The sequence below is a fragment of the Cohnella sp. OV330 genome (assembly GCF_900112065.1).
GTDB lineage: Bacteria > Bacillota > Bacilli > Paenibacillales > Paenibacillaceae > Cohnella.
In genome coordinates this window covers 329,216-342,579 of record NZ_FOKE01000007.1, presented here as the reverse complement: position 1 = coordinate 342,579, position 13,364 = coordinate 329,216, and the positions used below count along the sequence as shown (strand labels likewise).

Annotated in this window: 4 protein-coding genes and 2 pseudogenes; 1 reads left to right on the top strand and 5 read right to left on the bottom strand. The window is 62.1% G+C overall.

All coding sequences use genetic code 11. From position 1 onward, the window contains the following. Positions 1–64: 64 nt before the first annotated feature. Positions 65–3,412, bottom strand: a complete 3,348-nt coding sequence (locus tag BM235_RS18595) for a galactose-binding domain-containing protein (RefSeq protein ID WP_158544015.1) — start codon at positions 3,410–3,412, stop codon at positions 65–67. A 227-nt stretch (positions 3,413–3,639) separates the two neighbouring features. On the opposite strand from BM235_RS18595, the pseudogene BM235_RS18590 reads away from it, so the two are divergent. Beyond that, a pseudogene (locus tag BM235_RS18590) lies at positions 3,640–4,302 on the top strand (cupin domain-containing protein); the annotation flags it as partial. Positions 4,303–4,377: 75 nt separating this feature from the next. Here BM235_RS18590 and BM235_RS18585 read toward each other — a convergent pair. From BM235_RS18585 to BM235_RS32620, 4 genes and pseudogenes are all read right to left on the bottom strand, one after another. After that, a pseudogene (locus tag BM235_RS18585) lies at positions 4,378–4,641 on the bottom strand (nitrite reductase); the annotation flags it as partial. Positions 4,642–4,652: 11 nt separating this feature from the next. Then, entirely contained in the window at positions 4,653–7,100 is a 2,448-nt protein-coding gene (nirB, locus tag BM235_RS18580) for a nitrite reductase large subunit NirB (protein ID WP_090115708.1), read from the bottom strand. A gap of 245 nt (positions 7,101–7,345) precedes the next feature. Beyond that, complete coding sequence (locus BM235_RS18575) at positions 7,346–9,565, bottom strand: right-handed parallel beta-helix repeat-containing protein (RefSeq protein WP_090115707.1); 2,220 nt, start codon at positions 9,563–9,565, stop codon at positions 7,346–7,348. 121 nt (positions 9,566–9,686) lie between these two features. Continuing rightward, the gene (locus BM235_RS32620; RefSeq protein ID WP_304441410.1) at positions 9,687–13,163 is read right to left on the bottom strand and encodes a fibronectin type III domain-containing protein; all 3,477 of its coding nucleotides are present in this window, start codon (positions 13,161–13,163) and stop codon (positions 9,687–9,689) included. Positions 13,164–13,364 lie beyond the last annotated feature (201 nt).

The following is a 13,364-nucleotide window of genomic DNA, read 5'->3' as shown; positions in this document are numbered from 1 at the left end:
ATAGCGGATATAAAAAAAGAAAAGTGCAGAAATCTGCACTTTTCTTTGAATTAGTGTTGATTATTCAGGTCCCCATGCCGTAATCCGGCGATCCGTAGACCTCGACTTCCGCGTAATGCTGCGACGGGTTGTTCTGATTCCCGTTCGCCCACAAGCGGACGTACCTGGCCGTGGTCAACGGGAAGTTAACCGTTTTGCCGTTGGCGTTATCCGGATACAGCGCGTCCGTACCCGCGCCCTGGCCGGCCGTATTGTCGGCATCGTTGTTGAAAACGGTCGTCGTTGCCGATGCCGGGAACGCAGGATCGTTGGACACCTGAATAATGACATCGTAATAGATTCTGTCAAAAGGGATAAAATGCCATACTTTCACCTGGTCGAGCCTGTATTTCTGACCCAGGTCGAGTTGGATCCATTCCGGGTTGGAGGGTCCGCCTACAGGACCATCCTGATTGGCGAACGGTCCGCTTTTGTCGCCGTCCGTGATCCTGAATACGTTACCTACGTTTTTGCTGAACGTGATTCGCGAATCGCTTAGTTTAAATGCCACATTTTTGTAGCCCTGCCGCGGCGTGGTCGGCGTGACCGCCGGTACGCCGTAGGCTTTGACTTCCGTGTAGTGCTGCGTGTCGTACTTGGTATTCCCGTTCGTCCACAGCCGGATATAACGGGCGTTCGTTTTCGCAAACGCGATGTCTTTTCCAGCCGCCGTCTCCGCGTACTCGGCATCGGTGCCCGTCCCTTGGGCTGCCGAGTTGTTGGCGTCGTTGTTGAAGACGGTCGTCTTGGTCGCGAAGGTCGAATCGTTGGACAGCTGCACGATGACGTCATGGTAGGTCCGTACGTCCGTCGGGGTGTAATAATGCAGCAAATTGATCTTATCCAGCTCGTAGCTTCGGCCCAGGTCGATCTTGACCCATTGCGGTCCGGTATTGTCCATGTTGGAGTAAGCCGTCGTGGAGTCGTCCGTCAGCCGTTCGGGGAAGCTTAGGGCGCCGCTCGCCGTAATCGTCGTCTTGCCTAAAGCTTGGTTTTTATAGACGCCCGGATCGTAATCCGTCATCACGAATAGGCCGGCATCGTCCGCATAAGCAGTGCCTGTCGCGCCGGCCGCTCTCCAGATGCGCACTCTGGCCGACGTATCGGTCGCGCCGGTCGTGAACTCGACTTCCTTGCGCACGTACTGGTTCGCCGTGCTCTGAGAGACGTCGATCGCGGCGCCGCCGTAATTCAGCACGCCTACGTTAATGGCCTGGCCGCCCGTATCGGTATATACCCACGCGACGAACTTGTACTTGGTATTCGGCGCAAGCCCCGTCACGAGCTGTTCGACGCCGCCTCCGGCTCCTAGCTTCAGACGCGTCCGTACGCCGCGCTTGCGGAAGTCCGAGTTGGCAAAAGCGTTCACGTTGCCTTCCGTAACGGTGGCCGTCGACGGCGATGTCGTCCAAGGCGTCCAGCCTTGCAGATTCTTCTCGAAGCCGCTGTTGGAGACGAGGTTCATATACGGCGTCGCGATCGGCACGTACGATGCCGGCGCCGTACCGGAAGTTCCAGCCGTCCAGTCCGTTCCCCCGTACTCGTAAGCGCCGGCATCCGGCGCGGCGCCGATGCTGTTGTCCGTAATGCCCGGGATGAACGATCCCATATCAACGGCGGTCGAGTTGGCATTCAGCCGGAAGTTCCCGCTTGCGGGGTTCCAGAAGTTAATTCCTTCGTCCGTGATCGTATTGAATCCCCGTACCACGTCGGCGGGCAGGGATACTTTATTGGTGAAAATATTGTTGAACACGCGGGTGCCGTAAAGTTCTTCTTTGTAAGCGTTGGTCGAATCGCCCCAGTAAGCGACGCTGCTGACCGGGTTGCCCACGACCGTATTGTTGTAGATCAGCTTGTAGTTGCCCGGCGTGTTCATCTGGATGCCCACGTCGTTGTTGTAGATGACATTGTGATGCGCGACGACATTCTCGGTAAAGTTGTCGAAATAGAGACCGACCCGCGTATCGTCCGGAACGGTGTCGTGGACGCTGTCGTGAATCAGGTTATGGTGGATGTTGCTGTTGCCGAGATCGGTGCCCCAGGCATAGATTAAAGCGCCGTCTCGGGACAGCCACATGCCGTTCGAGATATCGTTGTACGAAATTTCGCCTACGCCTACATCCCAGTAAATAATGTACCGGCCGGAATTTTTCATTTCGTTGCGGCTGATCATATTGCCCGTGCCGCTGGACAGTTTTAGAAGCGGGTCATAGGAGGCCATGTAGGCGCCGTCATGAATCGAATTGTTCACGATCCGGTTGTTGTTGCCGTTGATGTTGACGAGCGCGCCCGAAGAATAGGCGATCGTGCTGTTTTTGACCACGTTGTCGTTGCCGACGATGGAGATGCCGCCGTTCAGCTGGTCGGCATTGGTCGTGCTCTGCGAGTAGTTCGAGAAGTATACGTATTCGGCCTTTACGCCGTCGATCACGTTGTTGTTCGAGCCATTCATCGTGATGTTGGCGGCGAACGTCTGGATGCCGGCGAGCTGGATGTAATTTTTTCCGTTCAGATTAAAAGCGGTCTTGCGCTTTTTGATCTCGACGTTTGCGGGCACGCCTCCGCCGGGCGCCCATAAATACACCTTCTGGGCGGCCGCGTCCACGTACCACTCGCCGGGCGCATCCAGGGCTTCTAATTTGCCGCTGAGGAAATAAGTGCTGCCGGTCTTCGGATACAGCGCATCGAAATCCCCGGTAATCGCCGAGTAAGTAAAGGCGCCCGCGGTGGCATTGTAGCTTGTAAGCTGGCTCGTCATCCCTACATAGGCGCTGCCCCCGCGAACCCAGACTTTAGCGCCGTTCCAGTTCACGCCGGTCGAGACCAGCGCGGCGTCGGTAATCGTATTTTGCGCGCCGGCGTCGGCAACGGCTACGCCGTTTTTCAATTCGGGCAGGCTGTAGGCGTTAATGTTCGGCCACCGCGCCTCCCACAGCTGCGTTACGGCCGTGCCGTTTTTAATGAACAGTTGATTTTCATTCCCCGGCAACGTCCCGGTGAAATTCGCGGAGTAGATATTGCCGCTGTACACGCTCCAGCCGCTAAGCGGCTCGGTGCCGCTCACGACGACGGTCGCGCCGGCGGCAGCCTCGTACCGGATCGGCGCGGTCGATGTGCCCGAGTTCGTAGGCGTGACCGTCTCCCGGTACGTGCCCGACTCGATGACGCACGTGTCTCCCCCAGTCATGACCGCCGCGCACTGGCCGATGGTCTTGAACGGCGTGGTGGTGCCGTTACCCGTAAGACTTCCTGTTGCGGCCGACACATGGTACGTCGTGGCGGCGCTCGCGCTTGGCGGAGGTAAGAAACCCGCCGCTAACGCCAAGACACAAGAAATGCCAAGCGTGCGAACCCAATTCGATCGAACCGACATCATACTGCCTCCTCTGGTATTCATTTTTAACTACACCCAGAACATAGCAGGAACGCAAAGAAAGGAAAGTGCAAGATCTGCACTTTCCTCCACTGCGGCGACGGTCGCCGAATGCGAAATTTGAATCGCGCCATTGGACACTCGGGCCCGCACATACGGCCCAAGCCGGCATTCATACATATGAAGCAGGACGGTAGTCCGGCAGTATCATGAAGGAGCTGACGACGATGGAAAACGTCCCCCGCCGACAGGCCGGTCCCATTAAAGTGCCCCAACCTGTCCGCAAGGACGGCGCAGGCGGTCCCGACTTCGGACCCCGCGACGTGCTGAGGGATCTGGAAAATCCGGATATGCTCGTGCCGCCCGCCACGGACGCCGGTTTGCTGCCCAACATGAAGTTCTCGTTTTCGGATACGCACATGCAGCTGAACCACGGCGGATGGTCCCGGGAGATTACCGTGCGGGATTTGCCGATCGCGACGACGCTGGCCGGCGTCAACATGAGCCTCGTCCCGGGCGGCGTGCGCGAGCTGCACTGGCATCAGCAGTCCGAATGGGCGTACATGATCTGGGGCTGCGCCCGCATCACGTCGGTCGACGCGCAGGGCCGCAACTTCATCGCGGACGTAGAAAAGGGAGATCTATGGTTTTTCCCCGCCGGACTCCCCCATTCGATCCAGGCGCTCGCGGAAGGCTGCGAGTTCCTGCTCGTCTTCGACGACGGCAGCTTCTCCGACCTCAATACGCTGTCGATCTCGGACTGGTTCGCGCACACGCCGAAGGACGTTCTGGCGGCGAACTTCGGCGTGCCCGAATCCGCTTTCGACGGCCGTCCGGACAGCCAGGTGTACACATGCGCTGCGCAAGGTGAAGTGGCCGGTCGTCAAATATCCTTAAGGACGGCCGATATAGACGTCCCCGTCTACGATGCGGACGGGGAACGCGGCGACCTGCCCGCGGTCCGGCGCCTGTACGGCGCCGTCCGCCAGGCCGATGCGCCAGTCGCAGATTGGATCGTACAGCACCTCGCCGGATACGATGCCGTCGACGATCGTGCCTCCGCGCGGGCCCGGGCTCCGGTTTTCCAGCGCGAAGATCTCCCCCTCCGTGGTCTTGAATACGGCGATCTCAATAGCGCCCAGCCTCAAGAGCTTGCCTATGCGCTCCGGAAATTGCTCGACGGTTCCCGCCAGGCGGTATCCCTCTGCCTCCAATTGTTCTCTTGTCATCCCCGCACCTCCTATTCCTTCGGTCCGACGGCCGGAACGCGAATCTCTCCGAAAAGCCGCTCGCGGAGATTCGGATTGTCGAGGATCTCCTGCCAAGGCTCTTTCACCTGCTCTAGCGCGGCTTCCATCCGGTCCGCCAGCGCCTTGCGGCCCGGCGCGTCCTCGACGATGACCGCTTTGACCTTCTCAAGGCCGATCCGCTCGATCCAATCCGAAGTGCGCTCCAGATATTTGCCCGTTTCCCGGTAATACTGCATGAACGCCGACACGATCTCGATCAGCTCTTCGTCGGTCCTCACCTTGCAGAGCAGTTCGGCGAGCCGGGCCTTGATGCCGCCGTTGCCGCCGACATAGATTTCCCAAGCGCCTTCGTTGCCCACGATGCCGATGTCCTTCGTCGACGACTCGGCGCAGTTGCGCGGACAGCCGTTGACGGCCATCTTGAACTTGGCCGGCATGTCGAGCCGCTCGTACTTTTTCTCCAGCACGATGCCCATGCCCATCGAATCCTTCGTGCCGAAGCGGCAGAACTGCGAGCCGACGCAGGTTTTGACGGTGCGCAGCGCCTTGGCGTACGCATAGCCCGAGGGCATGCCGAGATCCGACCAGATCGCGGGAAGATCCTCCCGCTTGACGCCGAGCAGGTCAAGCCGCTGGCCGCCTGTCACCTTGACGAGCTTGACGTTGTACTTCACCGCGACGTCCGCGATCAGCCGCAGATCCTCGGGCGTCGTGACGCCGCCGTACATCCGCGGCACGACGCCGAACGTGCCGTCCTTCTGGATGTTGCCGTGCATCCGCTCGTTGACGAACCGCGAGTCCTTCTCGTCCGCGTGCTCCTGCGGCCAGATCATGCCCAGATAATAGTTCAGCGCCGGGCGGCACTTGGAGCAGCCCTCCTTGTTGTTCCAATCGAGGGCGTAGCGGACCTCTTTGGTCGTGATGAGCCCCTTCTCCTTGATCGCCGCGACGACCTCGTCCCGGCTGAGCGGCGTGCAGTCGCAGATGCCCGCCTGCTTGGCCGCCGCCGAATCGTACTTGTCGCCGAGCGTCAGCTTCAGAATCTGCTCGACGACCGGCTTGCAGCCGCCGCAAGAACGCGTCGCGCCCGTGGCGAGCTTGATCTCGTCGACCGTCGTCAGCTCGCGCTCATGGATCGCGTCGACGATCATCTTCTTGGTGACGCCGTTGCACCCGCAGACGATCTCTTCGTCGGCGAGCTCCGCCGCGCCCGAGCCCGCCGGAGCGGCGGCCGTCCCCATGACGATGGCATGGTATTCGTCGTTCATGACCGCGCCCGTGCGGATCCACTGCTGGAGCCGCGCCGACTGGCTGCTGTCGCCGACGAGCACGCCGCCGACGATGACGCCGCCGCGGATGAGCACCTTCTTGTAAATCCGGCGCCATTCGTCATGCATGCGCACGACCGTCAGGTCGGTCGCGTCCATGAACTCGCCCGCCGAGAACACTTCGACGCCCGAGATTTTCAGCTGGGTCGACACGACCGATCCCGCAAAAGGCGCAGTATCGACGCCGCACAGATGCTTCGCCAGCACGGCGCCCTGCTCGAAGAGCGGCGCGACGAGACCGTAGCTCACGCCGCGGTGCTCGTTGCACTCGCCAACCGCATATACGCCGTCGGCCGAGGTGCGCAGCAGGTCGTCTACGACGATCCCGCGGTTCGTCGCGATGCCGCTCTCGCGCGCCAGCTCGACGTTCGGCCGGATACCGACCGCCATGACGACGAACTCCGCCTCGAGCGTCGAGCCGTCTCCGAACCGGATCCCGCTCACGCGCTCCCCGCCGAGGAATTCCTCCGTTTTTTTCCCCATCGCGAACTTCAGTCCCTGCAGCTCGAGCTCCTGCTGCAGCAGATGCGAAGCCGTCGGATCGAGCTGGCGTTCCATCAGCTCGCCGAGCAGATGCACGACCGTGACGTCCATGCCGAGCTTGAGCAGGCCTTTGGCCGCTTCAAGGCCGAGCAATCCGCCCCCGATGACCGCCGCCTTCCGGTATTTGCCGGCCGCTTCGAGCATCGTCTCGCAGTCCGCGATGTCCCGGAAGCCGACGATGCCTTCCTTGTCCGCCCCCGGAACGGGGAGCATGAACGGCTTGGAGCCGGTCGCGAGAATCAGCTTGTCGTAAGGCGCGATCGCTCCGTCCGCCGTCTCCACCGTTTTCGCCGCCGTATCGATTTGCGTCACCGTCGTTCCGGTATGGAGCTCGATGCCGTTTTCCGCGTACCACTCCCGGCTGTTCAGGATGATCTCGTCGATCGACTTGCTTTTCTCGAGCACGTAAGAGAGCTGGATGCGATTGTAATTCGGATAGGGCTCGCTGCCGAACACCGTGATCCGGTAGGCTTCGGGAGCAAGCTTCAGGATCTGTTCGACCGTATTGATGCCTGCCATTCCGTTGCCGACGACGATGAGGCGCTGACGATCGCTATGTTGCTGCATGGCCTGACTTCCTTTCGCTGCGACAGCGTGAACGGCGACGATCGCGACTGCGCTCGCGGCCGATCGGCTGGGCAATTGGCGTTTTTCCTGCTCTCATCTTATACCCCCTCGGGAAATCGCGATGTGATAAAAATCATAGACGGTCCGTGCGACGGCGCCGACAAAGCCGGGAATGCCAAAAACCGCCGGAAAAGGTCCGGCGGCGTTTGGGCGTGCCAATGGCGATAACACTTCACTCTTGCATTTCAATCGCGCTGGCGGCGCCTGGGCCCGATCAGCGACCAGTCGATGTCTTCCCAACCCAAGCCGTAGGCGGGCGAATCCGGCCGCAGCCGGTAGCCGCCTTCCTCGCCTGCGGCGAACAAAGGATCGGCGACGAGCGAATTCGCTTCGAAGCGGCCCCCGGAGACGGAGAGCCATGTCTCCCAATCGTAATCGAAGCCCCATGCGGGATTCTCCCCGAGCGATACGGCGGGCGCCGGCAGCTCGCCCGATACCGTCCGCGGCGCGCCGCCGTTCCAATACAAATTGCGGTCCGCGCGCGCAAGACGATCCGGGCTCCAGTTGACGAAGCAGAACATCCGACCGGAATTCGATACGATGTTGCGCTCGATCGTCAGGTCCCGGTTCGCCTCCCCGACCATCTCCTGCGTGCCGATCGCGTTCACGGCGTCCGCGTTGTCGACGATCAGGTTGTTCGCGATCGCGTTGCCGATGCCCTTGGCGAAAATCGCCATCCAAAGCTTGCCCGTATTCGCGCCGTAGAGATGATCGAGTACGTTGTGCGTAACCGTAAAGCCGTCCGATGCGTCGTCGAGATAAATGCCGAAGCCGAACGAAAAACGGATGCCGCTGTGGTGCAGCCTGTTGCCATGGATCCGATTGCCGAGCCCGACGCCCCACGATTCGATCAAGCCCCCGTCCTGGCTGTCGGTCATGACGTCCGAAATGTCGTTGTATCGGATCAGATTGTCCCGCGCGAAAAGAAAGTCGTAATGATTATCCCACGTAACGGGAATGCCCCATAGCGTCGGCGGCATCGCCCCTTGGCGGACGCCCTTCATCGAGATGCCGTACCGCGGCATGTGGGCGATCCGGTTGTGCGCGATGTCGCAGCCGCCGCATTGATACAGCTGGATGCCCGCGCCATGGCCGATCAGCTCGCCGCCGTGCAGGATCACGTTGTCCGCGATCAGATGCCCCCTGTTCAGGTTCGCGGATGCGGGATCGCGGAAAACGCCCTCTCCCGGCGCGTAGCCGACCGCGTAGATGCCGTGATGGCCCACGTGCTCGACGACGTTGCGCGTGAGTTTGACGTTCAAGGCGCAGCGATCGAGAAACACGCCCGACGAACCGGAAGAACGGAGCCGGCAGCCGTCGACTTCGACGGCATCGGCGTCGCGAATGTAGACGAGCCCGTTGCGCTGTTCGTCCGGCTCGGTGTTGGCGGCTTCTTCGTCCGAGACGATCCGGTAGTCGTCGTAAAAGTCGGTATGCGCCAGCTCCAGCCCGCGCAAGGCGATGCCTGACACCGGACGTTCCCCGCCGTCCCCGACGATCTCGACGACCCGATGGAGTACGGGCGCGACCACGCGCTGCTCGAGCGGCGTTCCCGTGACGGGGCGGTAATAGAGCATACCGGCGGCTTCGTCGAAATGAAATTGGCCCGGCTCCCTTAGAAACGCGAGCGAGCCTTGCAAGTAATAGCGCGAACCGCCGCCGATGCCCCAGGTGGCCGGGCGCGCGAAGACGATGCGCCGCGTCTCGGCTTTCGCTTCGCGAACGGGGATCGTCTCGGAAAACCAGTTCCACTCGCCTTCCCCTGGCCATACGAAAGCCTGCATGCCTGCGCAGTCTTGCGCGGCCTTTTCGAACGCGGCCGCGTCGCCCGCAGGCAGCTCTCCGACGTAGATGCCGTCCCGCTCGCCTCCGGGCTCCGCCGCATGCCCCGTCTCGTAGTAACCGACGGCTGGGAGCCGCGCCTTGGCGATACGCGCGCCGTCGGCGTAAAGCGTGCGCGGCCGCAAGCCTGCGGGCACCGGCGCCCGCCAGATGCCGTCTTGCCACGGCGTCCAGCCCGCGATCGCGACGCCTCCGCTTAGAACGGGCAGTTCGTCGCCGCTCTCCTCGCCGCGATATTCGACCTGGCAGCGGCCGCCGCCCGTATCCGCGCTGCCGAGTCGCAGCGGCTCGGACAGCGTATACGTCCCCGCGCGAATGCGGACGACGATTCGCCCTTCGTACCCGGCGGCCGCCAGTGCGCGGGCTGCCGCCTGCGCGGCTTGCAGCGTCGTGTACGGACGCGCGGCGCTGCCGTCCGCCGCCACGCCGTTGCCGCCAGCCTCGACGCCGGCGTCGAAGTCTGCGTCGACGTAGATCTCAGCGACGGCTCCTTCCAACCCGCCATACTCTCGAACCGTCCGAACGCTCCCGCCGTCCGCGATTCCTTTTTCCCGTTCATCCATATCGGTCGTCCGTCTCCTCTCCGGCGCATGCCGTCATGCCCCTTCGCCGTCCTAAGGCAGCCGGCAGGCGGCTCGTAACGCTCCGCTTGCCGGCTGCCTCCGTCAGGACAGTCCGATTCGATTATTGAAGCGGCGCCAGATACGCGCCGTCGATGACGACGAAAGAGCTGGCGCCCGGCGTCTTCCAGCCGACCGCCACGTGGTCGCCGCCGCCCTCTTCCTTGTGCAGCACTTCGACGTAGTAGCGCTGGCCCGCCGTCAGCGTAATGGAGCCGGACTGCTGCGTCGACGCGTTTCGTCCCCATTCTTCTTCATTGGTCCAGTCGACGACTTCGCCGATCATGACCTTGTTGCCTGCGGTGCTGTCCGTGCTGAGGTACAGCTGGCTGTTGTTGTCCCCCGCGATGGCGAACTGGTACGTGCCGGTCACGGTCGGGACGATATAGCCGCGAATCCGGTCGCCGTAGTTATCGCCCCAGTTGGTAGGACCCTTGAAGCTGGTCAGTACCGCCGTGCCCGTCGGCGTCGTCGATACCGGGATGCTGGCAACGGTCGGGCCCGTGATGCCGGTCCAGTACTCGCGGACGATGGAGCCCGTCGGCGTCGTGCCGCCGGAGGCGTTGGTCGTCACCGACAGCGCGCTGCTGGCCGCCGATTGATTGCCTGCGGCATCCTTCGCTTTGACCGTGAAGCTGTAGGCCGTGCTCGCCGACAGCCCCGTCACGGTGTAAGTCGTCGCGCCGGTCGTAGAGCCCGCCAGCGCACTGCCGTTATACACGTCGTATCCCGTCACGCCGACATTGTCCGTCGACGCCGTCCACGACAGGCTGACGCTGTTCGCCGTCTTCGACGGAGACGTCAGGCCCGTCGGCGCCGTCGGCGCTTGCGTGTCGCCCGCCGGCGCGTTCGTCGTCACCGACAGCGTGTTGCTGGCGGCCGACAGATTGCCCGCGGCGTCCTTCGCCTTGACCGTGAAGCTGTACGCCGTGCTGGCCGAGAGGCCCGTCACTGCGTAGGTCGTGGCGCCGGTCGTCGTGCCTGCCAGCGCGCTGCCGTTGTAAATGTTGTAGCCCGTCACGCCGACGTTGTCCGTCGATGCCGTCCACGACAGATTCACGGAATTCGCGGTCTTGGACGGCGACGTCAGGCCGGTAGGTGCCGTCGGCGCCTGCGTATCGCTTGTGCCGCCGCCGCTGGCCATGTTCACGTCGCAAGTCTTGTAATAGCCTGGCGCCGGATCGACGCCGAAGCCGTTGTTCGAGCACATGACGGTCGTCGTATAAGTGCCGTACGCATAGCTGCCGTTGGCGCCATAGCGCACTTCCTTCGTGCCGGTGAAGTTGCACGGATTGTTCTCGCCCGCGCAGTTCACCCAGTTCGCGAGCGGGTTGGTCGTGACGGTGATCGCGCCGCTCGCCGCCGAGATATTGTTGGAGGCGTCCTTCGCCTTGACCGTCAGCGTGTAAGCCGTGCTCGGACTCAGGCCCGTCAGCGTGATCGAAACAGCGCCGGTCGTGGAGCCGATCTGGGTCGAGCCGTTGTAGATGTTGTAGCCGGTCACGCCCATGTTGTCCGTGGACGCGTTCCACGTCAGCGTGATGCTCGTGTCGGTCTTCGCCGTGTAGGACAGACCGGTCGGGGCCGTCGGGGCCTGCGTATCGCCGGCGTCCGTCGTAACGGACAGCGTGTTGCTGGCCGCGGAGACATTGCCCGCCGCGTCTCTCGCCTTGACCGTAAACGCGTACGTCGTGCTCGGCGTGAGACCCGACACGTTGTATGTCGTCGCACCGGTCGTGGAGCCCAGCAGCGTGCCGTTCCGGTAGACGTCGTAGCCGATGACGCCGACGTTATCCGTGGATGCGGTCCAGGACAGGTTGACCGTCACGTTGGACTTGGACGGCGCGGTCAAGCCGGAAGGCGCGCTCGGCGCAGTCGTGTCGGGCGGTCCCGAGAAGACGTTGATCGTCTGCTCCTTGATGTTGGCGCGGCCCGTGTTGTCCCATACGACGAGCGATACGCGGTAGTTGCCCGCCTTCTGGTACGTGTAGGTCGGGCTGACTGTCGTGACCGGCACGCCTTCGCCGAAGTCCCACAGGTTCTCGGCGATCGAGCCGTTGTCGGACGACGTGTTGGTGAACGTCACGGACTGTCCGAGCTGCACGCTCGTCGGCGCCGTGAAGTTCGCGGTCGGCTTGGCGTCGCCCGCGTAGCCGCGGCTCGTCAGCTGCGTGTTGGTGCCGTTGCCCGTGACCGTATTGTTCGCCCATTCGAGATCCGACGCGGACGACGGATACTGGTCGATGGACGGGCCGCCGTTGTTCGTGATGATGTTGTTGACGAAGCTGATGCGGTCCGTGCCCGCGGCGGTCGTAATCTCGATCGCCTTGCGGCCGTTGTTCGTGATCGTATTGCTGTCGAAGGTGATGTTCTTCGAGTTGCCGTGGATGCGGACCGCGTTGCCGTCGTAGCCGGGATAGGCGGCGGCGGGATTGCCGATCGGTCCGTCCTTGATCGTGTTCTTATAGAAGTATTGGAACTGCTCCGTCTCGCCCGTGCCCTCGCCCTGCAGCTGCATCCCCCACATGACGATGTTTTTGATCGTGTTGTAATTCCACAGCTGGTAGCCGGTGCCCGGCGATTGCTGCATGCCGACCTGCTGGCCGCCGTCGACGAGATTGTCGGATGTCACGGAGTGGTTGGACATGATCTCGAGTCCGATGCCCTTCACCGTGCTGTCGGTCGTATGCACCGTGTTGCGCCGGATCGCGTTATACTCCGAACGGACGACGGACAGCCAGTGGTCGACCTGATTGTCCTCTACGATCGAATGGTTGACGTTCGTATGCAGCTCGATGCCGAGTCCTTCGTTGAAAATGCCCGAGCCGGTAATGACGTTGTTCCGGATGACCGCGCCGTCGACGCCGTCGTTGACGAAGATGCCGCCGCGGCCCGTATTCGCGATCGTGTTGCCTTCGATGACCGGCGCGTTCGAGCCCCAGCCGACCCGCATCGCCGCGCCCCACATCGAGCCCGTGCCCATGTTGACGAAGTCGTTGTTTTTGATCGTTACGTTCGGGGCCGCCGACATCAGGATGCCGAACGGCGCGAAGCCGCTCGTCTTGGCCAGGTTTTTGATGCGATTGTCGTGGATGTTGTGCCCGCTCCCCGGCTCGCCCCAGATGCCCGCGTCGAGCGTCGTGCTGTTGTTGGCGTCGAGCGTCAAGGCGCCGATCTCGACGTTGCTCGTATTATTGAGCGAGACCATGGCGCCCGTGCCGGTGCCGTTGTACTTGAGGATCGTCGTGTCCCGGCCCTGGCCGAGGAGCTTGATCCCCGTCTTGCCTTGGAGGCTCCCGGATAAATAGTAGGTACCGGACGGGACGTAGACCGTGTCGCCGCTCGCCGCGGCATTGATCGCGTTTTGAATGGCCGTCAGATCGTCCGCGGAATCTCCTCCGTTCGCGCCGTAAGCGGTTACATTAACCGTGGCGGCAAACGCGGCAGGTGCCGGAATCACCGGCGCCAGGATCGTCAGTGCGCAGAACACGCCGGCAGCTTTACGATTGAATCTGGCCGACAAACCGTTCCTCTTGGACATCTTCACGAATCCCTCTTTTCAAATTAAGATGGCATGGCTTCGCTTCGCTCCGTGTCGCTAGCCCGCGCTGCGGGCTTTATATTCGACGGCGCCGCACTCACCTCCTCCGTGACTCCATCGTGCCACGGCGCGGTCCGCGGAGAAACTGTACAAAGTTGGAAAAGCAAGCCAATGGGGCTATGAAATCCATCAATAACTCCG